We start from the raw sequence: 26,006 nt of genomic DNA on the forward strand, positions 1-26,006 counted from the left end.
CCCCGGTCCGGTGCGGACGGTCGGGGTCGCGATCGCCGGCCTCGTCCTACTCGGCGCCTGCGCGCCGGGGCCCGGCCCGGTGCCGGCAGACCCACAGCCGGCCAGCCCACAGCCGGCCAAGCCCCTGCCGATCGATACGATGCCGATGGAACCCCCGCAGCTCGTCCCGAGGCCGGGCGGACCGACGCCGCGCGACACGGCGTCCGACCTCGCGGGCGAATGCCCGAAGTCCGGCGTACGGATCACGTCACCGGGCACCAGCGCCGCGATGGGACTGCGGGCGCTCGGTCTGCTACTGGTCAACTGCGGCACGAAGCCCTATCGGCTGAACGGTCACCCGGTGCCGCGCCTCTACGACGGCGACGGCGATCGGATATCCGTCCGGGTCGTCGACGGGGCGAAGGAGATCACGTCGGGCTTCGACGCCCCGCCCCGGCCGCTGACCCTGCGGCACGGCGAACGGGCCTCGGCCACCGTGCTCTGGCGCAACCTGGTGACCGACTCGACGGTTGTCGCCACCAACGGCGAGCGCCTGGAGATCGCGCCCGCCGGGGGCCGGCCCGCGCAGATGGTGGGCCTGGACGGACCGATCGACCTCGGGAACACGGGCCGGATCGGGGTCAGCGCCTGGAAGAAGAAGACCGACCCGGCGCCCTAGCTGGTGACGTCCTTGCGGGTGAAGCGCCAGAACGCCAGGCCCCAGAACAGCGTCGCGTAGCTGATCGCCGAGATCGCCCCGCGTACCACGTCGTCGGTCTGCACCGGCGTCGACAGCAGCCCCAGCCAGGCGGTGCTGTAGTGCGTCGGCAGGAACGCGCGCAGCGCGCCCAGGGCGGTGATCTGGTCGAGGATGCTGGAGAGGATCCAGAGCAGCACCGCGCCGCCGACCGCGCCCAGCGCGGCGTCCGTCACCACGGACAGCAGGAACGCCAGGCCGGCCACCACCAGCAGTACGACCGCGAGGTAGCCGAGCACGCCCAGCAGCCGCAGCAGCCCCTCGCCCGGCTCGAGCTGGGCCGCCACCGTGCTGCGCAACGGCTCCCAGCCGTAGCGGAGGGTGCCGATCAGCAGTGCGGTGCCGGCGAGCAGCAGCAGTGCCAGCGCCGAGTAGACGAGCGCGACGAGCAGCTTCACCGTCAGCAGGCGGGCCCGGGGCACCGGCACCGCCAGCAGGTAGCGCAGGCTGCCCCAGCTCGCCTCGCTGGCCACCGTGTCCCCGCAGAACAGCGCCACCACCACGACCATCAGGAACGACGCCGAGACGAAGATGGTGAAGAGCGTGAAGTTGAGCCCGCCCGACGTGGCGAACTCGACCAGGCTGCCGAACTCCCCGCGCCCGTTGTCGTCGTCGCCGCCCGTGTCGAACTGGAACGCGATCAGGATGATCAACGGCAGCAGCACCATGAACCCGAGCGCGAGCTGCGTACGCCGCCGGGAGGCCTGCCGCCGGAACTCGGCGCCGAACGGCAGGGTCGCCGACGGCCGGTAGCCGGCCGCCGCTCCCGCCGTGGGTGACGTGCCCGCCATCATCGGTCCCCGCTTCCCCGAGAGTTCTCGCCCACCAGGGCGAGGAACGCGTCCTCCAGGCGGCGCCGCGGCACCACCCGGTCCACCCCGATGCCGGCCCGGACCAGCTCGGCGACCACCTCGCTGCGGGCGGTGCCGTTGGTGTCCACCACGAGCTGACCCTCCCCGTCGGGAAGCACCCGCACCCCCTCCAGGCCGTCCAGCACCGCCCGGGCGGCCTCCGGGTCGGTCACGTCGAAGAGCACGCTGGGCGACTCGCCGACGATCTCCTCGACCGGGCCCGAGGCGACGATGCGCCCCTTGTTCACCACCACCGCGTGGGTGCAGGTCTGCTCCACCTCGGCGAGCAGGTGGCTGGAGACCAGCACCGCCCGGCCGTCGGTGGCGTAGCGCTGGAGCACCCGGCGCATCTCCGCGATCTGCGGCGGGTCGAGCCCGTCGGTCGGTTCGTCGAGCACCAGCAGCTCGGGCAGGCCCAGCATCGCCTGCGCGATGGCGAGGCGCTGCCGCATGCCGTGGCTGTAGTTGTTGGTCCTGCGGTGCACGGAGTCGCCCAGGCCGGCGATCTCCAGGGCCTCCTCGAAGTGCGCGTCCTCGGCGGGCCGGCCGGTGGCCCGCCAGTACGCCTTCAGGTTGTCCAGCCCCGACAGGTGCGGCAGGAAGCCCGGCCCCTCGACGAGCGCGCCGATCCGGGACAGCACCGGCGACCCGGGCACCAGCCGGTGCCCGAAGACGTAGATCTCGCCGGCCGTGGGCTGGGTCAGCCCCATCAGCACCCGCAGCGTGGTGGTCTTGCCCGCGCCGTTCGGGCCGAGCAGGCCGACGACCTGACCGGGGTGCACCTCGAAGTCCACGTTGGAGACCGCGACGAAGCCGTCCGCGTACTCCTTGCGGAGCTGCCGCACGGCCAGCGGGACGCCCGCGTACGCCGGGTGGATGGAGCTGTCCTGGCGGCGGTGCCGGCGGCGGACCACGGCGACGACCACGACGAGCCCGACGACGATCGCGGCGACCAGGCCGGCCAGCACCCAGCGCCACACGGTGGCGGAGGTGGGGATCGGGTCGCCGGCGACGGTCGGCAGGCTGACCGCGCCGGTGGCCGCGACGGTGTGCACGGCCGGCTCGACCGGGGTGGCGTACGCCTGGTCGGAGGTCGCCACCACCACGCGCAGCCGGTGCCCGGCCTCGATCCGGCGCACGATCGCCGGCAGGGTGACGGTGACCGGGCGTGCCGCGTCGATCGTCGGCGGCAGGCCGGTCAGCCGGACCGGGGCGACCAGGCCGTTGGGCAGGGTGGCCGCGCCGTTGGGGTCGACGTCGTAGAGCTTGACGAAGAGCACGGCCTCCCCCGTCGGCGACGCCGCCCGCACGTCGACCGTCGGGGCGCCGACGACGTCCACCGCCTCGGCCAGCGGCTCCGACTCGAAGCGGGCGTGCTGGCCGGGAATGTCGCCGGCCACGCCGCCGAGCAGCGACGACAGCTCACCGGCGAAGGGCACCGAGGAGATGGCGGCCGGGTTGCGTGACGGCGGGTTGGCGACGGGCTGGGCGGGGCCGGCCACCGGTACGTCCCGGCGGGCCGTGCCGGCGACGCCGGGGTAGTCGGCGTAGCGGTAGCCGGTCGCCACCAGCCCCCGGTCGAGGGCGTCGAAGCCGGCGATCCGCGACCAGGTGAAGTCGTCGCCCGGGGCCTCGCCCTCGCCCTTGACGTAGTGGTCGAGCCACTGCACGGTCAGGAACTTCACCCGGTCCGAGTCGGTCTTCGGGCCCTCGCCGCCGTCGTGACCGCCGGTGAACCAGGCCACCCGCACAGGCGTGCCGGCGGCGGCGATGCCGTTCGCGTTCGCGTTCGCCTCGCCGAGCGGGAAGAGGGTGTCGGCCTCGCCCTGCACCAGCAGGGTCGGCGCCTTGATCCGGTCGAGCACCCCGGCCGGGCTGGAGCGGCGCAGCAGGTCCACGGCGGCCTGGTCGGCCCGACCCGTGGTGGCGATGCGCAGGTACGCGGCGCAGATGTCGGCGGCGAACCGGCCGCAGGCCGGGTCACCGGCCCCGGCGGGGGCGCGCCCGGGACCCGTCCCCGGGCCGGCGCCCGGCCCCGGGCTGGGCGGGCCGGCGGAGGCGGGCGCCCCCTCGGGCTGCGCGGCGCTGTTCCCGGAGAGCCCGGCCGGCCCGGAGCCGACGTTGCCGCCGCCGCCGAAGAACAGCCCGGCCCAGCCGGACTTGAACACGCCCTCGGTGGGCTCCTTGCCGCTGCTCTCCGGCAGGAAGGAGCGGGACAGGTCGTTCCAGGTGATCATCGGCACGATCGCGTCGACGCGTTGGTCCTGCGCGGCGAGCAGGAGCGCCAGGGCGCCGCCGTACGAGCCGCCGACGACGCCGACCTTCGGGTCCCCGGCGGCGTCGGTGCGGATCTCGGGACGGGCGGCGAGCCAGTCCAGCAGCCGTTCGGCGTCCCGGACCTCGTAGTCCGGGTGGTCCAGGTGGATCTGCCCGCCGCTGCGGCCGAAGCCCCGCGCGGTCCAGGTGAGCACCGCGTAGCCGCGCCCGGCGAACTCCTCGGCGTCGGCGCGGACGGACTCCTTGGTGCCACCGAAGCCGTGCGCCAACAGCACCGCCGGCACCTTGTCCGCCGCCGACGCGTCCTCGGGCAGGTAGAAGGTGGTGTCCAGGTCGACGGGCTCGTCCCCGCCCGGCCCGGAGCGGACGTTCACGAACGCCGCCTCGGTGCGGACGGCCGGCCCCTGCGGCAGGACGGCCCAGGTCACGGCGGCGGCGAGCAGCACGACGACCACCGTCGCGGCGACGGCGCGCCGGCGGGTGGGCAGGTCACGCCGGATCCACGCGGCCGACAACGGCGATCTCATTGGGCACACGGTACGGCCCGGATCCTGAGCGTTGGCTGAGATCCTCCGTACGTCCGTCCGGTCGATCCGATCGGCGTCGCACCGGCGCGGTCCAGACCGTCTCACGGAGATGAATTCGGATCATGTGAATTCCGATGTTCGTCGGAAATCCACTCCGATCCATCCTTGTCACTCTCTGGCCGGACACGGACGGTGCCTGGCGAGTGACCCTGCGGTTACTTCGGGCTTCGTGACGCAAAGCTGACCGTCCGGCGGCCGGAACGGCCCCCGCTGGTCGGTTAGTTTTCCGGTCCGGTGCACGGGACTTCGCCGCCGACCCCCGACACCCCCCACCGATCCCGTGCTCCCGCCGGAGGAGACAGACATGACCGTCCCCGCACCGCCGGCCCGCCGGCGGCCCACCGCGGTGGGCCGCGTACTGCCGCTGCTGCTCCTCGTCGCCCTGCTCGCGCCGATGACCCTGCTGTTCGTCCAGACCTGGCGGCTCACGGCCGACGACCGGGACCTGGCCGGCCGGGAACGGCTGGGCGTGGAGTACCTGCGCGCCCTCGCCCCGGTCACCCACGCCCTGGTCGAGGCCCAGTCCGCCGCCGTCGCCGCCCGGCCCGTCACCAGCGAGGCGCTGACCCGCGCGGTCGAGGCCGCCGCCTCCGTGGACGCGCGGATCGGCGACGAGTTGCGCACCAAGGAACGCTGGGCGGGCCTGCGGGCCAGGATCGAGGCGCTGGGCGCCCGCGGCCCCGCCGACCCGGAGGCGGCCTTCACCGCGTACGGCGAGGCCACCGACCTGCTGCTGGCGCTGCACGGCAAGGTGCGGGAGACGTCCGGGCTCGTCCGCGACCCCCGGCCCGACTCCTTCTTCCTCCAGCACGCGAGCCGGGACCTGCCCGAGGCGGTCGTGGCGGCCGGCCGGCTGGCCGACCTGGCCGTACTCGCCGACCGCCGGCCCGCCGCCGAGCGCAACCGCACCGCCGTCGAGATCGCCGCCCTCCGGGTGGGCGTCCTCACCCCGGCCGGTGACCTGGTCGCCGACCTCCGGGCCGCCGTGGACAGCTCGGAGAGCGCCGACCTCGGCCCGAGCGTGCTGAACCCGCTCGACACCTACCAGCGGGCCGTCGAGACGTTGGCGGCCCACTCCGCGCCGGCCGGTCGCGACGCGGAGACCGACCAGGCGCGGATCGGCGGCGCCCGGCAGAACGCGCAGGCCGCCGCCGAGCAGCTCCAGCCCGTCATCCTGGACGAACTCGACGCGCTCCTCGCCGGACGCTCCCGCGACCTGGACCGGGACCGCTGGCTGACCGGGGCGGCCGGGGCGCTGGCCGTCCTGCTGTGGGCGGCACTGGGCGCGGTGTGGCTCACCGCCGCCCGGCGGGCCCCGGGACGCGCGGCACAGGCCCGACGCGAGCGGTACGGCGCCGACGCCCCGCCGGAGGACACGCCGTGGCAGCCGGCCGCCGGCCGGGGTGCCGAACCGCGTCAGCTCCAACCGGCGGGGTCGGCCCGCGAACGCGGCGGCGCGCAGTGGGGGCCCTCCGATGCTGCTCGCTAGGCTCCGCATCCGGGGCAAGCTCGCGCTGCTCGTGGTCATCCCGCTGCTCAGCATGGTGGCGCTCGCCGTGCCGGCGGTGCTCGACCGCGTGGCCGCCGCGCAACGGGCCGGCGACATCGCCGACCGGGTCCGCGTCGCCAGCCGGATCGGCAGCCTCGTGCAGGACCTGCAACAGGAGCGCGTCCTCTCGGTCGGGCTGCTGCTCGGCCGGGTCACCCGGAGCGAGCTGATGCAGCGGACCGCCGGCGTGGACGACCGGGTCGCCGATCTGCGGGCCACCCCGGCAGGCATGCTGCCGCCGGAGGTGACCGAGGCCCTGCACGGCGTACGCGGGCTGACCGACGTGCGTGCCGCGGTGCTCGCCGGCACCGCCACCCCGGACCAGATCATGGCCGCGTACGGGCCGGTCAGCACGGGACTGATCGACGCGCTGCGGCTGCCGTTCGGGGTGGACACCGAGACGGCCGCCGGGCGGCAGGTGCTGGCCCTGGACGGGTTGCTCCGCGTCGACGAGGCGATGGGCGCCTGCGCCACCCTCATCGTGCTCGTCAAGGCCACCGGCTCGCCCCGGGTCAGCGCCTCGTACGTCGCCTGCATGGCGGGGCTGCGGGCGGACAACCAGGGGTTCCGCAGCCTGATCACGCCGGAGCAGTTGAAGCTGGTGACCCTGAACGACGCGGCCGTGGCCGCCCGGACCAGCGCGGACTTCCTCAGCAGGAGCGCGCTGGACCCGGCCGGCGCGACCAGGGACATCCCGCTGGACGCGCTCTTCCCGTCGGTCCGCTCGATGATCACCTTCGGGCAGTTCATCGAGAAGAAGCTCGTCGCCGACGTCATCGCCGAGGTGAGCGGGCAGCAACGCCGGGCGCTGACCGAGGCGTACCTGGTGGCGGGGATCGTCACCCTGATCCTCGCCGTGGTGGTGCTGCTCAGCGCGGCCGTCGCCCGGACGGTGGCCCGGCCACTGACCCGGCTCACCCGCTCCGCCGACCGGGTGGCCCGGGTCGCCGAGGCGGAGCTGACCCGGGTCGCCGACGACGAGACCGAGGGCGCCGCGCCGGTACGCCTCGACCCGGTCGACGTACGGGCCCGCGACGAGATCGGCGACCTGGCCCGCGCGTTCGACCGGGTGCAGAGCACCGCCGCCCGGCTCGTGGAACGGCAGGTCGCCGGCCGACGCAACGTGGCCCAGATGTTCGGCCACGTCGGCCGCCGTACGCAGAACCTCGTGGGCCGGCAGATCGCGCTGATCGACCGGCTGGAGCGGCAGGAGACCGACCCCGGCCGGCTGGAGCACCTGTACCGGCTCGACCACATCTCCAGCCGGCTGCGGCGCAACGCCGGCAGCCTGGTGGTGCTCTCCGGCTCGGCCGGCGCCGACCCCCACGTGGCGCCGGTGCCGCTCGCGGACGTGGTCCGGCTGGCGCTCGGCGAGATCGAGGACTACACCCGGGTCGACGTGCAGGTCCCGCCCGGCGTGTCGGTGGCGCCCGGCACCGTCGGCGACCTCGTCCTGGCGCTGGCCGAGCTGATGGAGAACGCGACGGTCTTCTCCCCGCCGCACACCCGGGTCACCGTGGGCGGCGAGCCGACCGGCTCCGGCGCCCGGCTGACCGTGGTGGACCGGGGCATCGGCATGGCCCCGGAGCGGCTGGCGGAGGAGAACGCCCGGCTCACCCGGCGGGAGCGGCTCGACCTCGCGCCGACCGAGGTGCTGGGGCTCTTCGTGGTGGGTCGCCTGGCCCGCCGGCACGGCTGGCAGGTGCGGCTGACGCCGACCGCCGGTGGCGGGGTGACCGCGCACCTGGACGTCCCTGAGACGTCGCTGGTCGTCCACCGCGCCGAGCGGGCCGGCGTGACCGTGGCCCGGGCCGCCGTACCCACCCGTGACCGGCGCCCGCCCGACGAGCCGGAGGCCGCCCGACCCCGCGCGACGGCCGGCGCGGCACCGTCCCAACCTCGCGCGGCGGTCGGCACGGCACCGTCGGCGGTCGGTGCGGCGGCGGAGGCGGTGCCGTCGGGCTTCGACGCGGCGCTGCTGAGTCGCGCCACCCGCAGCTTGGAGTCCGGCGCCTCCTGGGACGCGTTCAGCTCCAGTGGTGAGCCGGCCGGCGTCGAACTGCGGGCACCGGCCGGCGCCGGGCCACGGGCCCCGGTCGCCGCCGCCCCGCCGGGCATCCGGCAGCGGGTGCCCGGCGCCACCCTGCGCCCGGCCGGGCCGCCGGCCCCGTCGGCCGCCCCGCCGGTGAGCGGGCCGGTGCCGGTCACCGACGCGGACCCGGCCGCCGCCCGCGCCCTCGTCGAGGCCGTCGAGTCGGGCGTACGCCGGGCCGAACTGGGCCGGGGCACCCCGGACGACACCGCTCCGGCCGGGCTGACCCGGCGGGTGCCCGGGGCGAACCTGACCGCCACCCCGGCCCGTCAGCCCGACAGCCCGCCGGAGAACCCGGACGAGGTCCGCGAGCTCCTCACCGAGTTCGAGGCGGGCGTCGCCCGCGCCCTGCGCGAAGTCAGCCAAGACCACCGCTACGAAGAGGGAACATCACGGTGACCAGCACCTTCCCGCACGACAACGTCGACCACCAGAGCCCGGGCGCCGGTGACCTGAGCCCGGAGGCGCGCACCTTCAACTGGCTGCTGGACTCCTTCACCTCCAGTACGGCCGGCGTGCTGGAGGCGATCGCCGTCTCGTCGGACGGGCTGCTGATGGCCATGTCGGCGATCAAGGACCGCTCCAACGCGGAACGGCTCGCCGCGGTGGTCTCCGGCATGACGAGCCTCGCCGGCGGCGCCGCGAGCTGGTACGCCCTCGGCGGGCTGAACCGGGTGGTCGTCGACATGGCCGAGGGCTACCTGCTGATCAGCGCGATCAGCAGCGGCTCCGTGCTCGGGGTGGTCGCCGACCGCTCGGCGAACCTCGGCACCGTCGCCTACGAGATGACGCTCTTCGCCGGGCGGGCCGGTGGCGCCCTCACCCCGAGACTGATCGCCGAACTGAAGAACGCCGCCCAGCAATGACCCCCGAGGTCGCCGGCGAGGGGCCGGACCCGGAACCCACGGTCCGGATCCGGCCCTACCTGCGCGCGTCGTCCCCGCACGACGCCCGGCCCGGCCTGCCGGCGACCACGGCCGCGCCGGCGACCGAGGACGGGCCCGCCGGCCCGCGCCCGTTCGTGCTCACCGCCGGGCGGGTGGCCGGCGCCGACCCGGCGATCGGGCTGGAGACGCAGGTGACCGCCCGGCCGGCGACCGACCGGCCGGCGTCGCTGACCTGGCTGGCACCCGAGTTGCAGGCAATCGTCTCGCTCTGCGACGAGCCGATCTCGGTCGCCGAGATCTCCGCCCGTACCCGGTTGCACTTCGGCGTGACCCGGGTGCTGGTCGGCGACCTCCGCGCCGCGGGCCACCTCGACGTGCACGACGGCGCCGACGCCCTCGACCCCGACATCATCCTGCGAGTGATTGATGGACTCCGTGCGATCTCCTGAATGGCCGGTCGCCCCGCTGGGCGGGATCGCCGCCAACAGCGCCGCCGCCCGGTACGGCTCCCCGACGGGGCCGCAACCCGCCGCGTCCGCTCCGCCGCCGCACCGGACCCCGGCCACCGGGATCGCCGCGGTGCCCCGGCCCACGCCGGCCGCCGCACCGCCGATCCCGGTCAAGATCCTCATCGCCGGCGGCTTCGGGGTCGGCAAGACCACCACGGTCGGCGCGATCTCCGAGATCGCCCCGCTGACCACCGAGGCGGAGATGACCACCGCCGGGATCGGCGTCGACGACCCCGGCGTACGCTCCGCGAAGACCACCACCACGGTGGCGATGGACTTCGGCTGCGTCACCATCGACCGCAGCCTGAAGCTGTACCTGTTCGGCACGCCGGGGCAGGCCCGGTTCGGTTTCATGTGGGACGACCTGGCCCGGGGGGCGCTCGGCGCGCTCGTCGTGGTGGACAGCGCCCGGCTCGACGACTGCTACCCGGCGATCGACTTCTTCGAGCGGGCAGGCCTGCCCTTCGTGGTCGGCGTGAACGCCTTCGACGGGCGGCTGGCGCACGACCTTGACGCGATCCGGTGGGCGCTGGCCGTCGGCGACCACGTGCCCCTGGTGCAGTTCGACGCCCGGGACCGGCTCTCGGTGCGGGACGCCCTGCTGGTCGTCCTCGACCGCGCACTGGAGCGGGCCACCCGGGAGGGAAGGTCCTGAGCCGCTGCGGCGGTTCGACCCGTTTCACGAGAAGGGGTGGTTCGTGATGAGAGGTGGACTGGACGAGACACTGGCCCGGATGGCGCGCCGCGAGGAGGCGTTGCGGCGGCGGGCCGCCGAGACGGAACCGGCGGGCGGGGAGGCCGCCGGGGCGCCGGAGGCGCGGGGCGGATCCGAGCCGGGGCGCGCCGACGTCCGCGGCGAGGGGCGCAACGCCGGGCCCGGCTGGGCCGACGCGCGGCGGGGCGCGGAGCACCGCGACCCCGTGGTGGAGGTCGCCGAGGCGGTCCGTCGCGTGGTGGCCGGCCACCCCGGCACGGCGGTCAGCATCCGGGTCGAGCACGACGGGCAGGCGTACCCGCTGCGGGTCGCCTGGACCGACGCGGGCGTGACGGTCGACGTGGAGGCCCCCGCCCCGCCGCCGGCGTGGCCGATGTCGGTCAAGACGGTGCCGGCCTGGACGCCGGCCCAGGAGGGGCTGACCCCCGACCCGGCGGCGCGGCTGGCCGAGCTGATCCGCCGCGACCCCTCCCTGCTCGGGGACGGTGACGCTCCTCGCGGAGCACGGAACGCCCCGGGAGCGGGCAGGGCGTGACCACGGCGGCTAGGGTCGGGCGGTGGCGGAACCCGACCTGACCCTGACCGCGAGCCTGCGGCCGGCAGCCCTCGACGCCCGGCGGGGCGTCGTCCGGCTGCACCCGGAGGTGCTCACCGCGCTGGCGCTGCGCCCCGGCGACCCGGTGCGGCTGGCGGGCCGGCGGGTGACCGCCGGCATCGTCGCGCCGGCCGAGCCCACCGCCAGCACCGCGCTGCTCTACGCCGACGACCTCATGCTGGGCAACCTCGGCATCCGCGACGGCGCGCAGGTGACGGTGAGCCGCCTGCCGGTCACGCCGGCCCGTCGGGTGCTTCTCGCCGGTCCGGCGCAGATCGCCGCCGTGGTCTCGCCCGAGATGCTCCGGCTGGCCCTGCTCGGCAAGGTGGTGACGACCGGGGACGACGTGTCGCTGCTGCCGCAGGACGTGCTGCCCGACGCCTCGGTGCGCAGCCTCGTGGAGGCCGCCCGGCGCAGCCTCTCCAACAGCGTCGGGTACGCCTGGACCAGCACCCTGCTCGCCGTGGCCGCCGCCGAGCCCGACACCGGCTCGCTGGTCACCATGGACACCGTCGTCGGCTGGGAGCACGGCCAGGCGACCCACGGCTCCGCCGGCACCGGCCCCGCTCCGCAGGGGCGCCGCCTCGACGCGGGCCCGACGGCGAACGGGACCGCCCCGGGCCGGGCGGCTGCCACGGGGGGCGTACGCCTCCCGGGCGCCGTGGACGCCACGGGACGCACCGCCGGGAGCGTCGACGAGGCGCCGCCCGCGGTGGACGAGCTGCCCGGGCTGCGGTCGCAGGCCGAGGAGCTGACCGAGCTGCTCGACCTCGGCTTCCACCACCGGGAGGTGCTCGGCCGGCTGGGCACGACCGTCTCGCTGGGCGTGCTGATCGCCGGGCCGGCCGGCTCCGGCAAGGCGGCGCTCGTGCGGGCCGTGGCCGCCCGGGTCGGGGCCCGGGTCAGCCCGCTCTGGGCTCCCGAGGTGGCCGCGCTGACCAACCAGGCCGCCGCCGACCGGCTGCGCGCCGCCGCCGCCGAGGCGCGCGCGGACGGCCCCGGGTTGCTGCTGGTCACCGACGTGGAGGCGCTCGCCCCGGCGGACGGGCCGGGGCCGGTGGCGACCGTGTTCCGGCAGGTGGTCGCCGAGACCGTACGGGCGGGGGCGGCGGTCGTCTGCACCACCGGCCGGCCCGAGGCCGTCGACCCCGCGCTGCGCGCCCCGGACCTGCTCTCGCTGCGGATCAGCGTGCCGCTGCCGGACGCGGCCCTGCGCCGGGAGCAGTTGACGGTGCTGACCCGGCAGGTCCCGCTCGCCGACGACGTACGGCTCGACGAGGTCGCCGGGCGTACCCCCGGCTTCGTCGCCGCCGACCTGGCCGCGCTGCTGCGCGAGGCCGGGGTGCGCGCGGCGCTGCGCCAGAAGTCGGCCGAGACGCCGACGGTGGCGATGGCCGACTTCACCGCCGCACTGGAGGTGGTCCGCCCCACCACCATGGCCGCCTCCACCCTGGAGCTGGCCTCGGTGACGCTGGACGACGTGGGCGACCTGACGGAGGTCAAGGAGACGCTGACCGAGTCGGTGCTCTGGCCGCTGACCTACCCGGACACCTTCGCCCGACTCGGTGTGCAGCCGCCGCGCGGGGTGCTCCTCTACGGCCCACCGGGCTGCGGCAAGACCTACCTGGTCACGGCACTGGCCGGCTCCGGGCGGGCGAACGTGCTCTCGGTGAAGGGCGCGGAGCTGCTGTCGAAGTGGGTCGGTGAGAGCGAGCGCGCGGTCCGCGAGCTGTTCCGCCGGGCCCGGGAGGCCGCGCCCACCCTGATCTTCCTGGACGAGGTGGACGCGCTGGCCCCGGTACGCGGCCAGGCCAGCGACGGCGGCACCACCGACCGGGTGGTGGCCGCGCTGCTGACCGAGCTGGACGGCGTGGAGACGCTGCGCAACGTGGTGGTGGTCGGCGCGACGAACCGCCCCGACCTGGTGGACCCGGCGCTGCTGCGCCCGGGACGGCTGGAACGGCTGGTCTACGTGCCGCCGCCGGACGGGCCGGCGCGGGCCGAGATCCTGCGCGCCTCGGCGCGGAACGTGCCGCTGGCACCCGAGGTGGACCTCGTGGAGCTGGGCGGGGAGCTGGACGGCTTCTCGGCGGCGGACTGTGCCGCGCTGGTGCGCGAGGCGGCCCTGGCCGCCATGCGGGAGTCGCTGACGGCGTCCACGGTCACGGCCGCGCACGTGGCGGCGGCCCGCGCCCGGGTCCGCCCGTCCCTGGACCCGACCCAGGTCGCCTGGCTCGCCGCGTACGCCGAGAAGCGGGCCGGCTGACCGGCCGGGGGTGACGGGCGCTGGCGGCCCGATGGCGGGGACGACTCGTCAGTCGGTGGGCAGGAGGGGGCCGAGGGGCCCGAGGTCGAGATTGAGGTCCTCGGGCGTGAGGCCGAAGTACTCGTCGCGAGCGTCACTCCCGCTCCTCCCGTCGACGTCGGACCACGGGGCGCCGTGGCGCTTCCGGGGAACGGCGGGCGCGGGGCTCCTCACGAGAACGGGGCTCCTCACGGGGCTGCGGGCGGCGGGCCCGTTCCGGGACACGGCGGCGCGGCGGAGGCTGCTCATCCTCCGGCTCCTCCTCGTACTCGTCGTAGTCGCCCTCGTCGTACTCGTCCTCGTACTCCTCGGGCTCGCGCCGGCCGCGCTGCTCGCGCTCCTCGCCCTCCTCCCGCTCCTCGCGCTCCTGCCCCTCGCGCTCCTGCTCCTCGCGCAGCGCGGTCTCGTGGTCGCGGACCACCTGCGAGTCCTCGATCTCGCCGCGCCAGCCCTGCACCGAATCCGGGTCGAGGACCGTGTGGGTCATCACGTGCCGGACGAAGTGCTTCAGCTCCAGCCGGACGCGGCGGCCCTGGGCCCGCCACAGGTTGCCGGTGTGCTCGAAGAGGCCCTGCGGGTGGTACTCCAGCACCACCAGGATCCGGGTCAGGTCGGGCGACAGCTCGTGGAAGCTGACGGTGCCGTCGACGGAGCCCTTCTCGCCCTTCGAGCGCCAGTGGATCAGCTTGTCCGGGATCTGCCGGACGATGGTGGACTCCCAGGTGCGGTGCGACCAGAAGACCTGCGCCTTCCAGGTCAGCTTCTCGTCCGCCTCGGTGTCGACGTTCTCGACCTTCTTCATGAAGCTCGGGAAGTCGCCGAACTGGGTCCACTGGTCGTACGCGACCCGGACCGGCACGCCGACCTCGATCGCCTCGACGATGTTGGTGACCTTGACCTTCTTGCCGCCGCCCTTGCCACCCTTGCCGCCCTTGCCGCCCTTGCCGAGCGCCGACATGACCTTCTCCTTACCGCCGGCCAGTCCGGCATGGAACATCGCCTTCACCGGTGAGCCGCCCTCGGCGAGCTTCTGCGCGCCCGTGGCGGCGGAGATCAGGCCGGGGCCGCCGCCCTGCTTCGCGTAGTCGCTGAGCCGGCCGGTGGCGCCCGTGATCCGCTCGGTCACCACCCGCATCGCGCGTTCGCCGATGGCGCTGGCCAGGTTGCGCGCCTCGCCGGCGAGCTGGCCCCGGACCTTGTCCCCGAGTCCCCCGGGGTTCTTCGTGTCCGGCATGGTCACCGCCCCCGCCGCTGGTCGCCGGTGTCGCGGTTCCGCTGCCCGCCGTCGTCGTCGCGGTCCTGCCCGCCGCCGGCGTCCCGCTCCTGCGCCTCGCCGCCGTCGTCGCGCCCCTGGTGCTCGGCGTCGTCCTCGCCCCCCTGCTGCCCGGCGTCGGTGTCCCGGTCCGGCCGGTCGCCGTCACCGCCGGAGCCGGCCCCGCCCTTGCGGCGCAGCGCGTCGGCCGAGCCGCGCAGCTTGCCGCTGATGGCATCGATGCCGCTGCCCGCGGCGGCGGTTGCTGCCGCCTTGGAGGCTGCGGCGAGCGGGCCGCCCAGGCGGCCGAGGTTGCTCAGGTGGGGAGACGACTGAAGCAGGTTGCCGCCCGCCTTCAGCAGTCCACCGGGCTCCCGACTGGCCCGGCCGGCCGCGACAGCGGCGGCCAGGGTGAGGGCGGTACGCAGCTTGCGCCGGCGGCCCAGCAGGTAGCCGAAGCCGACCGCGAGCCCGATTCGTGCTCCGCTCTTCATCAGTTCTCCTTCGCTCCCCGGAGCGCCGGACACCTGACGGCAATGGTCGAAAGAATGGCCGCCGGGGATCAGCACGCGCCGGACCGCACATCAGGTGTCCCGTGTAATCGGACCCGACGGGCAGTACCCGTTGGCCTATCGGCGAAACACTCGCGCGCTTTTTTCGACACCATTCACCCGGACTGGAGCGCGCGCTTCACAAACCGCGCAAAGCCGACAGCAAGGCAGCGCCGAGCAGGAAGAACGTCAGCAAGGAAATAATTGCGGAACGGCCGTCACATGGCCGGCAGCGTCGAATCGAGGCATATCTCGGCGTGCACCGCACCGCCACTTTCGCGCAATTTGGCGCCACACTTCTGCAGCACGGAAACGGCACCGTGGTTGTCGGCGGTGGTCTCCGCGACCACCAGTCGCATTCCGGCCGCCGCCGCCTCGTTCAACAGTTCGCGCAGGGCGGCCGCGCCGATTCCCTGGCCCCGGGCGGAGCGGCCCAGCCACATCCCGGTCTCGACCGTGCCCGGCTCGGCGCGGCGGGTCATCCGGATCATGCCGACCACCTCGCCGCCGGCCAGGATCGCGTACATGCAGGTGCCGGTCGGGCCGTCCAAACCCCCGAAGCTCGCCCGGTGGAACTCCCGGAACGCCTCCCGCCGGGCGCACGACCAACCCGCGGGGGCCTCCACCGGCGGCATCACGTCGCCGGGCTCCGCTTCCGCAGCCGCTACGGAGAGCAATGGTTCCAGGTTCTGCTCGTCCACCGGCTCCAGCCGCACCGTTCCCGCCACGTGCCGCAGTCTGCCGGCCCCACCGGCCCAAGTCCACCCCATCGGGCCCCGACTGGCGGTCCGGCGGAAGGTACCGGCCGGTCGGACCGCATCGTGTTCCGCCTCACGCTCCGCTGTCGACCGCCCGTCCGGCCCGGGTGGCGGGCGGCGGGCCCGCCCACCCGCGGACCGGTCAGGGTGCCCCGGTGTCGAACTCGCAGAGCACCACGGAGGCGTCGTCGGCGGGCTTGTGCCGGCGCAACCGGTCCGGATGGTCGCGCTCGGCGACGCGTACCCGGTCGATCAGCGCGCCGGGGCCCTCGGCGGTCGCCACGTCCAGCAGCCCCGCCCAGTCGAGGACGCCGAACTGCTCCACCAGGGCCGACGCGCCGTCGCTGAGCAGCGCCGCCCGGCGTACCGCGCCCGGCCCCTCCAGCGGCAGGGTCCCGGTCACCGCGTGGAACGCCGCGTCCGGGTCGGCGGCCGCCACCCAGTAACCGTGGGTGCGGTTCATCCGCGCCCGCTGCATGTCGACCGCCTGCCGCATCCGGGTGACCCGGTCGGCCCCGCCGGCCGGCAGGGCCGCGACCATGCCCCGCAGCTTCGCCGTGGCGGCGTCCAGTCGGTCGTCGGTGACCACGCCGACCCGACCGCCGGCGTCGAGCACCAGCGGGCTGTCGCAGAGCACCAGGTAGTCGAGGTGGTCGCCCCCGTCGCGCAGCAGGCAGACCGTGCTCGACGGGGTGCCCGGATGGTCCAGGTCGCACCCGTCGCCGTGGTCGGCCCGGACCGCGAGGATCGCCGCCGCCAGGTTGCTCATCAGGGTCGCCGTCGGGCGGACCGCCTCCGCGAGCCCGAGCCGGGCCGCGAGGTGCCGGACGTACCAGGCGGTGCCGTGCGCGCAGCCCGTGTCGAAGCCCTCCGGCACGCTGGCGCCGTCCAGCACGCCGACCAGCGGCCCGAACCGGAAGACCAGGTCCTCGTTGACCGCCCGGCCGGGGGGCGGCGCGGACGCGGAGCGTACCCGCATCGTCCGCGCCGCCCCGACCACCCGGGTCGCCTCAGCGGCGACGGAGGTCGTCGGCGGTCTCATGCGCCTGCCCCTGCATCTGGTGGGCGGCCGACCGGCCCTGGTCGCGGACGGCGGACGCGCCACTGGCGGCCGTCGAACCGACCGCCCGGGCCGCATCCCGCGCCGGTCCGCGCATGTTGTGGCTGACCTCGTAGCCCATCTCGCGGCCCACCTCGCCGGCCTGCTCCCGCAGGTGTCTGGCCTGCGCCCGGAGCTGGTCGGAATGCTCGCCGACCATGTCCCTGGCCTGGCCGGCCCACTGCCGTTCGGGGCGGCTGGGCGGGATGAGCGACGAAACCAGCAGCCCGGCGCCGAAGGCGATCAGGCCGGCCGCCAGGGGGTTGCCCTGCGCCTGCTGGCGGGACTGCTGCCCGAGCGAGCGGGCCGACCCGGCCATGTGCGACACCTGCTCCCGGGACTGCTCCCCGAACGCCCGCGCCGAGTCGGCCGCGTGCGACATCCGTTCCCGGGACTGCCCGCCGAACTCCCGCGCCGAATCGGCCGCGTGCGACATCCGCTGACCTGTCGCCTGCGACATCCGCTGTGCGGCGCCGTGCCCGTCAGACTGCACGCCCATCACCTTCTCCCTGACCCGGGTGAACGCGCCGCGGGCCTGCCCGACGCGCTCACCGGCGATCCGCCGCGGGTTGACCTTGTCGGCCAGCGCGTCGACGTCGCTGCTCAGTTCGTTCCGGGTGTTCTCGATCTCCCACCGGATCCGGTCCGGATCGTTGGACATGATCTGCTCCCTCCCGGCTGGTTCACCGGCCGCGCACCGCGTCCGGAATCTCCTGTGCGGTCTGCCTCGTCCGGGGCAGCACCGAGCGGAGCTGCTCCTTCTCCTTGCGCGCCCTGGAGAGCAGGACACCCGTGACGACGCCCCAGATGACGGCCACGATCAGCGCCGCCCAACCCTGGTCCATCACGTTGGACAGCCCCCACCACAGCGCGTACGACACGAACAGCACCGTCAGGAAACCGGCCAGCGAGGCCCCGCCGAACATGCCGGCGACCCTGCCGGCCTGGCCCGCCTCCTCGCGCACCTCCGCCTTGGCCAGTTCGACCTCCTTGCGGACCAGCACGGAGAAGTCCCGGGTCACGTCGCCCAGCAGGTCGCCGACCGACTGCGTCCGCTCCTTCTCGGGGGCGCTCACGGCGCCACCCCGCCCGGGATGTCCGGCCCCTGCCGGCCCGACGGCGAGGCGTTGCGCACCCGGGCCGTCCCGGTGTACGCCCCCTCGGGCATGTACGGCGCCTCGGCCGTCCGCTCGTACGGCTGCGGCCCGGCCGCGGTGGGCGCGGTACCCGGCCCGGTCGGCGGCATCGACGGCTGACCCTCGGCCCGCGCCCCGTCGCCCGACGCGGTCAGGTTGCGGGTGAGCCGCCCGACCAGCATGCCGGCCAGGGCCGCACCGGCCAGGAAGGTGCCCGGGTGCCGGCGAGCGTACGACCGCACGTCGTGGAGCATCTCCCCGGGTTCACGCTCGTCGAGCCAGCCGGCCGCCTGCTGGGCGGCGTCGGCGGCCCGGCGGACCGCCTGGGCGGCCATCCCGGAGTCCTCGCTCCGCTCTGCCATCGAGCTGAGTTCGCGCCCGATGCCGCGCAGCCCGTCGGCGGCCCGGTGCTGCTGCGCCCGGGCCTGGTCGCGCAACTGCGTGCCGGCCTCGCCGGTCAGGTTGCGCGCCTGCCGCCGGGCCTCCGACGCCACGTGTCCGCCCTGTTCGGCGGCGGCGTGCGCGACGTGTCCGCCCTTCTCTGCGGCGGCGTGCGCAGCGTGTGCGCCCTTCTCGGCGGCGGTGTGCGCGAGGTGTCCGCCGGCCTGGGTCGCCTGGTGCCCGGCCCGGGACGCCTCCTGCCGGGTCTGCTGTGCGGTGCCGGTCGCACCGTCCGGTGGCCGGCTCGGGTTGATCTGCGTCATCGCCCGCTCCCTCCGTCGGCCCCGGGCCGCAGGTCACGGCCCGGAACGTGAACCGGCCGCGAGATGCGGCCCGGAACGACACCCGCGTACCCGCGCGGATCGCCGACATTCCGCACGGGTGTCGGGGGTAGGAGCGGCGGCCCGCCCGCGTGCGCCGCCACGCGGGCGGCACCGGACCGGCCGGCCGGAACGGGATCGGCGGGGCCGGGACCGGTCGCCGGGTACGACAGCGGTCAGCGGCGGCGGTTGCGGGCCCGGGAGGACCGCAGCCGGCGCAGCCGCCCGACCAGCACCGGCTCGGCGGCGAGGGCGGCCGGGTTGTCGAGCAGCCCGTTGAGCAACTGGTAGTAGCGGGTGGCCGAGAGGCCGAAGGTGTCCCGGATCGCCTGTTCCTTGGCGCCGGCGTGCCGCCACCACTGCTGTTCGAAGGCGAGGATGCCGCGCTCACGCTCGGTGAGGCCACTCCCCGGCCCGGCGTCCGCCGGGGCGTCGGCGTCCGTGCCGGCCCCGCTCGCCGGGGCCCCGGCGACGTCCGGCTCCGGCGCCGAGCGGGGCTGCGGGACCGTCGGCGTCCCGGCGCCCGGACCGGTACGCGGCTGGGGAACGACGCTGGCGGTGTCCCGCGCCTCGCCGGTGGGGTCCACCCCGACGGTCGCGGCGGCCGGGCCGGGCCGGGCCGGCACGGGCGGCTCGGTGGCGGCCGGGGCGGCGTCGGCGGGCTGCATGGCGCTCCTCGTGGGGCTGGCGGGCGGCACAGCACGACGCCGACCGGGGGGACTCCCAGCCTAACCAGGGCAGACCCGGTTCGCATCGGACGACAGTGCCGGAACGTGACCGCTCCGGTTCACGTCGTGTCCGTCCCGCGAACCCAAGGCGCTCCCGCCCGGATTGCGCCGGTTCGTCGTCCTCGGCAGGCATGGGCGGTGCGACCGGGGCCGGGGAGAGCCGCCGGTCGCACCGCCGACGGTCAGGAGATGTCGCGCCGGCGCATCGCCCAGAGGGCCGCGCCGAGGATCACCACGAACCCGACCGCCATCATCACCGAGGACTGCTGCCAGGTGATGTCCATCGTGTCCGGTTTGCACTCGCCGAAGTAGGTCGCCTGGCAGGTGTTCCAGTCCTCCAGGGTCACCTTCTTCTGCATCCACGCCACGGCGTAGGTCGGCAGCAGCCACGCCTCGGCGAAGCGCACGCCGGCCATCGCCAGCAGGATGCCGAGGCCGAACTGGCCGACGACCATCAGGGCGATCACCCCGCCCAGGGCCATCGCGGTGTGCCGCCCCAGCGAGGCGAGCGCGAAGCCGATGGTCGCGGTGACCAGTGCGAGCACCAGCCCGCGCAGCCCGGTCAGGGCGAAGGACTGCCACGCACCGGAGGTCATCTCCGCCGTGCTGCCACGGAACGTGGCGACCAGCCAGAAGCTGCCGAACCAGAGCGCCGTCGTGGGCACGGCCAGGGCCACCAGGCCGGTGAGCAGCGCCGCCAGCTTCGTCAGCAGTACGGTCAGCCGCTTCGGCCGCCACAGCAGCAGGTTCATCATGCCGCCGGTGTTCCACTCCGCCCCGACGAACGAGGCCCCCACGACGAACCCGACCAGCGCCAGGATCGCCGCGAGCGGCAGCAGCGTGTCGCCGAAGTTCTCCCGGAAGTCGAACGTGGAGGGCAGGAACCAGTCCGCCTGGATCGCGTCCCGGGGCGGGGGCTGGATCATCGCGCAGTCGTCGGGGAACCCCTCGGGCTGGCCCGTGCCGGCCGCCTTCGCCTTCTCGCACTCCGCGCGGTACTCCGTGTTGTGGCGGACGTCCCGCTGCCACTGCTGGTCGGCGGCGCGCTCGGCCTTCGCCAGCGCGCTGGCGTCGATCTTCTCGTTGGTGAAGAAGACCCCGACCACCACGGCCGCGAGCACCAGCAGGCCCAGCAGGCCCATCCAGCGGGTGAAGCGCCGCTTGGCGAGCCGGCGCAACTCCGTACGGTAGAGGCTCACGCGCCCCACCCTCCCCCGGTGGGACCGGGCTGCCCCGCGCCACCGACCTTCGTGGACTGGTCGACCTGCCGGTGCTGGCCGGGTACCGGCGCGGTGGCGGTCAGTTCGAGGAAGACGCTCTCCAGGTCGACGGCGACCGGGGCGAGCTCGCTGACGTAGAGGCCCTGTTCGGCGAGGAGCCGGGTCACCGTGGCCGGCTTGTCGACCCCGGCGAGCATCAGGTGGTCGGCCTGGCCCGCCACCCGGATGCCGGCCCGGGTCAGCGCGTCGGCGGCGGCCGGCAGGTCGGTGACCGCCTCCAGCCGCACCCGGACCGCGCCCGAGGAGTGCTGGGCGAGCACCTGCTCGACCGGGCCGAAGGCCACCCGCCGGCCCAGCGAGATGATGGTGACCGAGTCGCAGATCAGCTGGATCTCGCCGAGGATGTGACTGGAGAGCACCACTGTCATCCCCGACTCGGCGAGGTTGCGCGTCAGGGTGCGCATCTCCCGGATGCCGCCCGGGTCGAGGCCGTTGGCCGGCTCGTCGAGGATCAGCAGCTTCGGGTTCTTCAGCAGGGCCGAGGCGACGGCGAGCCGCTGCTTCATGCCGAGCGAGTAGGTCTTGACCCGCTCACCGGCACGGTCACGCAGCCCGACCAGCTCCAGCACCTCGTCGACCCGGTGCTGCGGCACGTCGCCCGCGCCGGCCAGCAGGGACAGGGTGTCCCGCGCGGTGAAGTGCGGAAAGAACTGCGGGCTCTCCACGATCGCGCCGACCTGACCGGCGACGGCGGGCAGCGCCGCCGGCACCTCGTGGCCGAGGATCGTCATCCGGCCGCCGTTGGGCCGGATCAGGCCGAGCAGCGTACGCAGCGTGGTGGTCTTGCCCGACCCGTTGGGGCCGAGGAAGCCGTGCACCTGCCCCTGTTCGACCCGCATGTCGAAACCGTCGAGCGCGTTGCGGGTGCCGCGCCGACGGCTCTTGTACGTCTTGCGGAGACCTTCGATCTCCAGGACAGCTGGCAAGCTGCACCTCCCCCGATGGGTGTATGACACGCGACACCATACGCGGTATGCAGACCCCCGCAATACCCGGTATGCATCCGACGCGCCGACGGATGCAGAAGGTGACGCCGCGTGAGCGGATCGGAGAAGGCGCCGCCCTCAGGCGCAGATGACCGTGACGCCGGCGGCGCGGAACGCCTCCACCACCTCGGGGTTGGCTCCGGAGTCGGTGACCAGCGTCTCCACCCGGTCCACCGGGCAGATCCGGGCGAACGCGTGACCGCCCAGCTTGGACGAGTCGGCGATGATGACGACGCGCTTGGCCCGGGCCACCATCAGGTTGTTCATCGCCGCCTCGCCCTCGTGGTGGGCGGCGGCACCGAGCTGCGGGTCGATCGCGTCCACGCCGAGCAGGGCCACGTCCAGGGTGACCTCGCGCAGCAGCGCCCCGCCCAGCGGGCCGACCAGCTCGAACGACTTCGGGCGGACCACGCCGCCGGCCACCACGACCTTCATCCGGGAGCGGACCAGCAGCTCGTTGGCGATGTTCAGCGCGTTGGTGACCACGGTGAGCTGGGCGCCCTCGGCGCTGGTGTTCAGGTCGGGCCGGACGGCGAGGGCCCGGGCCACCTCCGTGCTGGTGGTGCCGCCGTTGAGGCCCACCACGGTGCCCGGCGAGACGAGCGCCGCGGCGGCGGCGCCGATGCGCTGCTTCTCCGCCGAGTGCTTGGCCGTCTTGTAGCGCAGCGGCAGGTCGTACGAGACGCCGTTGGCGACCGCGCCACCCCGGGTCCGGGTGATCATCTGCTGCTGGGCGAGCTGGTCGAAGTCGCGCCGGATGGTGGCCTGCGAGACGTCCAGCCGCTCGGCCGCCTCCTCGACGCTGACCCGCCCGTTGTCGGTGAGCATCTCGAGCAGGGCGTTCCATCTGGCGTAGCGGTCCACCCCGTGCCCTCCAGTTACTGCGCGGTCGGTGATTGATTGCGTGCACAGTAGTGCGCGAAACTACGAGGGCGCAAAACCCTGTCTTGCGCGATGCCGGGGCTGGTTGCCACAGCCAGCCGCTTTCGCGCAGAATAACGCGCGAAAGGCGGCTCTAACGAGCCGTATTGCGCACCGCTCCCCTGCGTAGGAGTTCTCATGTCGTACGTCGACGCCGAGATCGCGAGCCAGCCCGACTGCTGGCGGGAGGCGGCGCGACTCGCCGCCACCGCGACGGACCACCTCCCCCGCCCCGGGGAGCGGGTCGCCGTCGTGGGTTGCGGCACGTCGTGGTTCATGGCGATGGCGTACGCGGCCCGCCGCGAGCACCTCGGCCAGGGCGAGACCGACGCCTTCCAGGCCTCCGAGTTCCCCGCCGGCCGGCGCTACGACCGGCTCGTCGCGATCACCCGCTCCGGCACCACCACCGAGGTCACCGAGCTGATCGCCGCCCTGCGCGGGCGGGTGCCGAGCACCGTCCTGGTCGGCGACCCCGACTCCCCCGCCGTCGCGCTGGCCGACGCGGCGGTGACCATGCCCTTCGCCGACGAGCGCTCGGTGGTGCAGACCCGCTTCGCGACCACCGCGCTGGCCCTGCTCCGCGCCCACCTCGGCGACAACATCGACGCGCTCGCCGCCGACGCGGAGGTGGCCGTACGCGCCCCGCTGCCGATCGACCCGACCCGCATCGAGCAGGCCACCTTCCTCGGCCGGGGCTGGACGGTCGGGCTCGCCCAGGAGGCCGCGCTGAAGTGCCGCGAGGCGGCCACCTTCTGGGCCGAGGCGTACCCGGCGATGGACTACCGGCACGGGCCGATCTCGATCGCCGCGCCGGGCCGGCTGGTCTGGGCGTTCGGCGAGCTGCCCGACGGGCTGCCGGAGGACGTGGCGGCGACGGGAGCGGCGTTCGTGCACAGCCGCACCCACGGCTGCCGCACGGTGCTCGGCAGTTGGGCGGCCGGCCGTACGCCCGTCGACCCGATGGCCGACCTGATCCTGGCGCAGCGCTTCGCGGTCGCGCTCGCCACCAGCCGGGGCCTCGACCCGGACGCGCCCCGGCACCTGACCCGTTCCGTGGTCCTCGCGTGAGGCCAGCCGACGTCGTCGTCGCGCTGGACGTCGGCGGCACCGGGATGAAGTGCGCCCTGGTCCGGGCCGACGGTGCCGTGCTGCACACCGAGCGGCACCCCACCGACGCGGAGCGCGGCCCGGACGCCGTCGTCGACACGGTCCTGGGGGTCGCCGAAGGGCTCGCCGGCAAGGCCCGCGCCGACGGGCTCGACCCGGTCGCGATCGGCATCGCCGTACCCGGGGTGATCGACGAGGCGCGCGGGGTCGCCGTCTGGTCGGCGAACGTCGGCTTCCGGGACGTACCGCTGCGGGACCTGGCGCAGGCGCGGCTCGGACTGCCGACGGCGGTCGGCCACGACGTGCGCGCCGGCGGCCTGGCCGAGGCCCGGCTCGGCGCGGGCAGCGACGCCGCGCACGTCCTCTTCGTCGCGATCGGCACCGGCATCGCCGCCGCGCACCTGGTCGGTGGTGCGGCGGCCACCGGCGCGCACGGCGCCGCCGGCGAGATCGGCCACATTCTGGTACGCCCCGGCGGGCCGCGCTGCGGCTGCGGCCGTCCCGGGTGCCTGGAGGCGGTCTCCTCCGCCTCCGCGATCGGCCGGCTCTACTCGGCGCGGGCCGGCGCCCCGGCGACCGCCGCCGAGGTGGCCGACCGGGCGGCGGCCGGCGAGCCGCTGGCGGCGGACGTCTGGCGGGAGGCCGTGGAGGCGCTCGCCGACGGCCTCGCCACCGGCCAGGCCCTCTTCGACGTGGAGACCGTCGTGATCGGCGGCGGGCTGGCACGGGCCGGCGCGCTGCTGTTCGACCCGCTGCGGGCCGCGCTGCACGAGCGGATGACGTTCCACCGGGAGCCGCGCCTGGTCGCGGCGGCCCTCGGCGACGAGGCCGGCTGCCTCGGCGCCGCACTGCTCGCCCTCGACAGTCTGGAGAAGTGATGGCTCTTCGGGTGAACGGCAAGGTGGTGACCCCGACCGGCGTGATCCGGCAGGGCTGCGTGGAGGTGCACGAGGGCCGGATCCGGGCGGTGGCCGAGTACCCGTCGGTCCGCGACGGGCACTGGATCGTGCCGGGCTTCGTCGACATGCACACGCACGGCGGCGGCGGGCACACCTTCACCACCGGCGACGCCGAGCAGGCCCGACAGGCCGCCGACTTCCACCTGCGGCACGGCACCACCACCCTGCTGGCCAGTCTCGTCAGCTCGCCCTTCGTGCTCATGCGCTCGGCCACCGAGGCGTTCGCCCCGCTGGTCGCCGAGGGAGTGCTGGCCGGCATCCACTTCGAGGGGCCGTACCTATCCTCCGCCCGCTGCGGCGCGCAGAACCCCGAGTACCTGCGCGACCCGTCCACGGACGAGCTGGCCGAGCTGATCGAGCTGGGCGACGGGGCGGTCCGGATGGTCACCCTCGCCCCCGAGCGGGACGGCGCACTGGAGGCGATCAAGCTGCTCACCGCGCACCGGGTGGTCGCCGCGGTCGGCCACACCGACGCCACGTACGACGAGACCCGCGCCGCCGTCGCGGCGGGCGCGAGCGTCGGCACCCACCTGTTCAACGGGATGCGGCCGGTGCACCACCGCGAGCCCGGCCCGGTGGTGGCCCTGCTCGACGCCCCGAACGTGGTCTGCGAACTGGTCGCCGACGGCGTGCACCTGCACGACGGGATGCTGGCCTTCGCCACGTCGACGGCGGGCCCCGAGCGGTCCGCCCTGATCACCGACGCGATGGCTGCCGCCGGCATGGCCGACGGCGAGTACGACCTGGGCGGCCAGACGGTCACGGTGGCGGACGGCGTGGCCCGGTTGGCCCGCGACGGCGCGATCGCGGGCAGCACCCTGACCATGGACGCCGCGCTGCGGCACGCGGTGGGCGCCGGCATCCCGATCGCGGACGCCGTACGGATGGCGGCCACCACCCCGGCCCGCGCCATCGGCCTCGGCGACCAGCTGGGCGCGCTCCAGGTCGGACTCCGGGCCGACCTGGTGGTGCTCGACGACGACCTCAACGTGGTCCGGGTGATGCGCGGCGGCTCCTGGCTGGAGTGACCGGACGCGCCGTCGGGACGGCGAGTTCGTCGCGATGATCGCCGGCTCCGCCATGCCGCCTACCGCAAGCGCTGTCGAGCTGCCCCATCTGTGAGACCACTCCACCAGGTTGGCGGCTGTCGCGCGCCGAAATCCCTGCGTGGCGGGTCGGTGGCACGCATCCGCCGGGCCGCCCCATCTGTAGGGGCAGCTCGACAGCGCCGGCCGAGACGGTCCCCAGCAACCACCCACACGTGCCCCGTCGCCGCGAGCACCACTTCCGGGCAGACACGAACGGCGGTCGCCAACCGAGGCACACCGACCGAACACGAACGGCGGCAGGCAGCAGGCGGGCGAC

The 26,006-nt window shown here is 75.0% G+C and carries 24 protein-coding genes; 11 read left to right on the forward strand and 13 right to left on the reverse strand.

Annotated features, from left to right (window positions below; genetic code table 11):
• The first annotated feature begins 145 nt into the window (after nucleotides 1-145).
• Nucleotides 146-658: a DUF4232 domain-containing protein gene (locus tag ACN27A_RS19090; RefSeq protein ID WP_421455281.1), complete on the forward strand. Its 513-nt coding sequence runs from the start codon at nucleotides 146-148 to the stop codon at nucleotides 656-658.
• Here ACN27A_RS19090 and ACN27A_RS19095 read toward each other — a convergent pair.
• Nucleotides 655-1,530 (reverse strand): ABC transporter permease, encoded by an 876-nt coding sequence (locus ACN27A_RS19095; protein ID WP_421455283.1) that lies wholly within the window; start codon nucleotides 1,528-1,530, stop codon nucleotides 655-657. The two genes, ACN27A_RS19090 and ACN27A_RS19095, sit on opposite strands and share 4 nt — an antisense overlap.
• Nucleotides 1,527-4,391: an alpha/beta fold hydrolase gene (locus ACN27A_RS19100; protein WP_421455286.1), complete on the reverse strand. Its 2,865-nt coding sequence runs from the start codon at nucleotides 4,389-4,391 to the stop codon at nucleotides 1,527-1,529. The genes ACN27A_RS19095 and ACN27A_RS19100 overlap by 4 nt, the downstream gene beginning before the upstream one ends.
• A 364-nt stretch (nucleotides 4,392-4,755) precedes the next feature.
• On the opposite strand from ACN27A_RS19100, the gene ACN27A_RS19105 reads away from it, so the two are divergent.
• Genes ACN27A_RS19105 through ACN27A_RS19135 form a run of 7 tightly spaced genes read left to right on the forward strand, consistent with a single transcriptional unit; the run spans nucleotide 4,756 to nucleotide 13,064 of the window.
• The gene (locus tag ACN27A_RS19105) at nucleotides 4,756-5,940 is read left to right on the forward strand and encodes a hypothetical protein (RefSeq protein ID WP_421455289.1); all 1,185 of its coding nucleotides are present in this window, start codon (nucleotides 4,756-4,758) and stop codon (nucleotides 5,938-5,940) included.
• Nucleotides 5,927-8,491 carry a nitrate- and nitrite sensing domain-containing protein gene (locus tag ACN27A_RS19110; RefSeq protein WP_421455292.1) on the forward strand — a complete coding sequence of 855 codons (2,565 nt, stop codon included), beginning with the start codon at nucleotides 5,927-5,929 and terminating at the stop codon, nucleotides 8,489-8,491. Before ACN27A_RS19105 ends, ACN27A_RS19110 begins: the two co-directional genes overlap by 14 nt.
• The gene (locus ACN27A_RS19115) at nucleotides 8,488-8,958 is read left to right on the forward strand and encodes a roadblock/LC7 domain-containing protein (protein ID WP_421455294.1); all 471 of its coding nucleotides are present in this window, start codon (nucleotides 8,488-8,490) and stop codon (nucleotides 8,956-8,958) included. The genes ACN27A_RS19110 and ACN27A_RS19115 overlap by 4 nt, the downstream gene beginning before the upstream one ends.
• On the forward strand, nucleotides 8,955-9,428 hold the full coding sequence (locus ACN27A_RS19120) for a DUF742 domain-containing protein (RefSeq protein WP_311411741.1): 474 nt from the start codon (nucleotides 8,955-8,957) through the stop codon (nucleotides 9,426-9,428). The genes ACN27A_RS19115 and ACN27A_RS19120 overlap by 4 nt, the downstream gene beginning before the upstream one ends.
• The gene (locus ACN27A_RS19125) at nucleotides 9,406-10,143 is read left to right on the forward strand and encodes a GTP-binding protein (RefSeq protein ID WP_421455296.1); all 738 of its coding nucleotides are present in this window, start codon (nucleotides 9,406-9,408) and stop codon (nucleotides 10,141-10,143) included. Before ACN27A_RS19120 ends, ACN27A_RS19125 begins: the two co-directional genes overlap by 23 nt.
• A 46-nt stretch (nucleotides 10,144-10,189) precedes the next feature.
• The gene (locus tag ACN27A_RS19130) at nucleotides 10,190-10,738 is read left to right on the forward strand and encodes a hypothetical protein (protein WP_421455298.1); all 549 of its coding nucleotides are present in this window, start codon (nucleotides 10,190-10,192) and stop codon (nucleotides 10,736-10,738) included.
• A gap of 22 nt (nucleotides 10,739-10,760) precedes the next feature.
• Complete coding sequence (locus ACN27A_RS19135; RefSeq protein WP_421455300.1) at nucleotides 10,761-13,064, forward strand: AAA family ATPase; 2,304 nt, start codon at nucleotides 10,761-10,763, stop codon at nucleotides 13,062-13,064.
• 133 nt (nucleotides 13,065-13,197) lie between these two features.
• Here the strand turns inward: ACN27A_RS19135 and ACN27A_RS19140 are convergent, their stop codons facing one another.
• The 11 genes from ACN27A_RS19140 to ACN27A_RS19190 form a co-directional block, all read right to left on the reverse strand.
• Complete coding sequence (locus tag ACN27A_RS19140) at nucleotides 13,198-14,337, reverse strand: SRPBCC family protein (RefSeq protein WP_421455303.1); 1,140 nt, start codon at nucleotides 14,335-14,337, stop codon at nucleotides 13,198-13,200.
• A gap of 2 nt (nucleotides 14,338-14,339) precedes the next feature.
• Complete coding sequence (locus tag ACN27A_RS19145; protein ID WP_421455305.1) at nucleotides 14,340-14,849, reverse strand: hypothetical protein; 510 nt, start codon at nucleotides 14,847-14,849, stop codon at nucleotides 14,340-14,342.
• A 275-nt stretch (nucleotides 14,850-15,124) separates the two neighbouring features.
• Nucleotides 15,125-15,634 (reverse strand): GNAT family N-acetyltransferase, encoded by a 510-nt coding sequence (locus ACN27A_RS19150; protein ID WP_421455308.1) that lies wholly within the window; start codon nucleotides 15,632-15,634, stop codon nucleotides 15,125-15,127.
• A gap of 172 nt (nucleotides 15,635-15,806) precedes the next feature.
• Complete coding sequence (locus tag ACN27A_RS19155; protein ID WP_421455311.1) at nucleotides 15,807-16,706, reverse strand: hypothetical protein; 900 nt, start codon at nucleotides 16,704-16,706, stop codon at nucleotides 15,807-15,809.
• Nucleotides 16,675-17,424: a DUF3618 domain-containing protein gene (locus ACN27A_RS19160; protein ID WP_421455314.1), complete on the reverse strand. Its 750-nt coding sequence runs from the start codon at nucleotides 17,422-17,424 to the stop codon at nucleotides 16,675-16,677. The genes ACN27A_RS19155 and ACN27A_RS19160 overlap by 32 nt, the downstream gene beginning before the upstream one ends.
• A 22-nt stretch (nucleotides 17,425-17,446) precedes the next feature.
• Nucleotides 17,447-17,839 carry a phage holin family protein gene (locus tag ACN27A_RS19165; RefSeq protein ID WP_421455316.1) on the reverse strand — a complete coding sequence of 131 codons (393 nt, stop codon included), beginning with the start codon at nucleotides 17,837-17,839 and terminating at the stop codon, nucleotides 17,447-17,449.
• Entirely contained in the window at nucleotides 17,836-18,603 is a 768-nt protein-coding gene (locus tag ACN27A_RS19170; RefSeq protein ID WP_421455318.1) for a hypothetical protein, read from the reverse strand. The genes ACN27A_RS19165 and ACN27A_RS19170 overlap by 4 nt, the downstream gene beginning before the upstream one ends.
• A 233-nt stretch (nucleotides 18,604-18,836) precedes the next feature.
• Nucleotides 18,837-19,328 (reverse strand): DUF3263 domain-containing protein, encoded by a 492-nt coding sequence (locus tag ACN27A_RS19175; protein WP_421455321.1) that lies wholly within the window; start codon nucleotides 19,326-19,328, stop codon nucleotides 18,837-18,839.
• A gap of 242 nt (nucleotides 19,329-19,570) precedes the next feature.
• Complete coding sequence (locus ACN27A_RS19180) at nucleotides 19,571-20,587, reverse strand: ABC transporter permease subunit (RefSeq protein ID WP_421455324.1); 1,017 nt, start codon at nucleotides 20,585-20,587, stop codon at nucleotides 19,571-19,573.
• Nucleotides 20,584-21,594 carry an ATP-binding cassette domain-containing protein gene (locus tag ACN27A_RS19185; protein ID WP_421455327.1) on the reverse strand — a complete coding sequence of 337 codons (1,011 nt, stop codon included), beginning with the start codon at nucleotides 21,592-21,594 and terminating at the stop codon, nucleotides 20,584-20,586. The genes ACN27A_RS19180 and ACN27A_RS19185 overlap by 4 nt, the downstream gene beginning before the upstream one ends.
• Before the next feature lie 138 nt (nucleotides 21,595-21,732).
• Nucleotides 21,733-22,518 (reverse strand): DeoR/GlpR family DNA-binding transcription regulator, encoded by a 786-nt coding sequence (locus ACN27A_RS19190; RefSeq protein WP_091626905.1) that lies wholly within the window; start codon nucleotides 22,516-22,518, stop codon nucleotides 21,733-21,735.
• 195 nt (nucleotides 22,519-22,713) lie between these two features.
• Here ACN27A_RS19190 and ACN27A_RS19195 point away from each other — a divergent pair, with 195 nt between their 5' ends.
• The 3 genes from ACN27A_RS19195 to nagA are packed head-to-tail and all read left to right on the forward strand — an operon-like array spanning nucleotide 22,714 to nucleotide 25,669.
• Nucleotides 22,714-23,643, forward strand: a complete 930-nt coding sequence (locus ACN27A_RS19195) for an SIS domain-containing protein (protein WP_151454743.1) — start codon at nucleotides 22,714-22,716, stop codon at nucleotides 23,641-23,643.
• The gene (locus ACN27A_RS19200; protein ID WP_421455331.1) at nucleotides 23,640-24,560 is read left to right on the forward strand and encodes an ROK family protein; all 921 of its coding nucleotides are present in this window, start codon (nucleotides 23,640-23,642) and stop codon (nucleotides 24,558-24,560) included. The genes ACN27A_RS19195 and ACN27A_RS19200 overlap by 4 nt, the downstream gene beginning before the upstream one ends.
• Nucleotides 24,560-25,669: an N-acetylglucosamine-6-phosphate deacetylase gene (gene nagA, locus ACN27A_RS19205; RefSeq protein WP_421455333.1), complete on the forward strand. Its 1,110-nt coding sequence runs from the start codon at nucleotides 24,560-24,562 to the stop codon at nucleotides 25,667-25,669. Before ACN27A_RS19200 ends, nagA begins: the two co-directional genes overlap by 1 nt.
• The last annotated feature ends 337 nt before the right edge of the window (nucleotides 25,670-26,006 follow it).

This window comes from Micromonospora sp. WMMD737 (genome assembly GCF_049179055.1).
Classification (GTDB): Bacteria; Actinomycetota; Actinomycetes; order Mycobacteriales; family Micromonosporaceae; genus Micromonospora; species Micromonospora reichwaldensis.

What these genes read in the sequence shown, in the direction of transcription:
- ACN27A_RS19160 (WP_421455314.1), bottom strand. Translation starts at nt 17,424, where the DNA reads ATGTCCAACGATCCGGACCGGATCCGGTGGGAGATCGAGAACACCCGG.
- nagA (WP_421455333.1), top strand. Translation starts at nt 24,560, where the DNA reads ATGGCTCTTCGGGTGAACGGCAAGGTGGTGACCCCGACCGGCGTGATC.
- ACN27A_RS19120 (WP_311411741.1), top strand. Translation starts at nt 8,955, where the DNA reads ATGACCCCCGAGGTCGCCGGCGAGGGGCCGGACCCGGAACCCACGGTC.
- ACN27A_RS19090 (WP_421455281.1), top strand. Translation starts at nt 146, where the DNA reads ATGGAACCCCCGCAGCTCGTCCCGAGGCCGGGCGGACCGACGCCGCGC.
- ACN27A_RS19140 (WP_421455303.1), bottom strand. Translation starts at nt 14,337, where the DNA reads ATGCCGGACACGAAGAACCCCGGGGGACTCGGGGACAAGGTCCGGGGC.
- ACN27A_RS19100 (WP_421455286.1), bottom strand. Translation starts at nt 4,391, where the DNA reads ATGAGATCGCCGTTGTCGGCCGCGTGGATCCGGCGTGACCTGCCCACC.
- ACN27A_RS19175 (WP_421455321.1), bottom strand. Translation starts at nt 19,328, where the DNA reads ATGCAGCCCGCCGACGCCGCCCCGGCCGCCACCGAGCCGCCCGTGCCG.
- ACN27A_RS19155 (WP_421455311.1), bottom strand. Translation starts at nt 16,706, where the DNA reads ATGAGACCGCCGACGACCTCCGTCGCCGCTGAGGCGACCCGGGTGGTC.
- ACN27A_RS19130 (WP_421455298.1), top strand. Translation starts at nt 10,190, where the DNA reads ATGAGAGGTGGACTGGACGAGACACTGGCCCGGATGGCGCGCCGCGAG.
- ACN27A_RS19170 (WP_421455318.1), bottom strand. Translation starts at nt 18,603, where the DNA reads ATGACGCAGATCAACCCGAGCCGGCCACCGGACGGTGCGACCGGCACC.
- ACN27A_RS19125 (WP_421455296.1), top strand. Translation starts at nt 9,406, where the DNA reads ATGGACTCCGTGCGATCTCCTGAATGGCCGGTCGCCCCGCTGGGCGGG.
- ACN27A_RS19095 (WP_421455283.1), bottom strand. Translation starts at nt 1,530, where the DNA reads ATGATGGCGGGCACGTCACCCACGGCGGGAGCGGCGGCCGGCTACCGG.
- ACN27A_RS19105 (WP_421455289.1), top strand. Translation starts at nt 4,756, where the DNA reads ATGACCGTCCCCGCACCGCCGGCCCGCCGGCGGCCCACCGCGGTGGGC.
- ACN27A_RS19110 (WP_421455292.1), top strand. Translation starts at nt 5,927, where the DNA reads ATGCTGCTCGCTAGGCTCCGCATCCGGGGCAAGCTCGCGCTGCTCGTG.
- ACN27A_RS19145 (WP_421455305.1), bottom strand. Translation starts at nt 14,849, where the DNA reads ATGAAGAGCGGAGCACGAATCGGGCTCGCGGTCGGCTTCGGCTACCTG.
- ACN27A_RS19195 (WP_151454743.1), top strand. Translation starts at nt 22,714, where the DNA reads ATGTCGTACGTCGACGCCGAGATCGCGAGCCAGCCCGACTGCTGGCGG.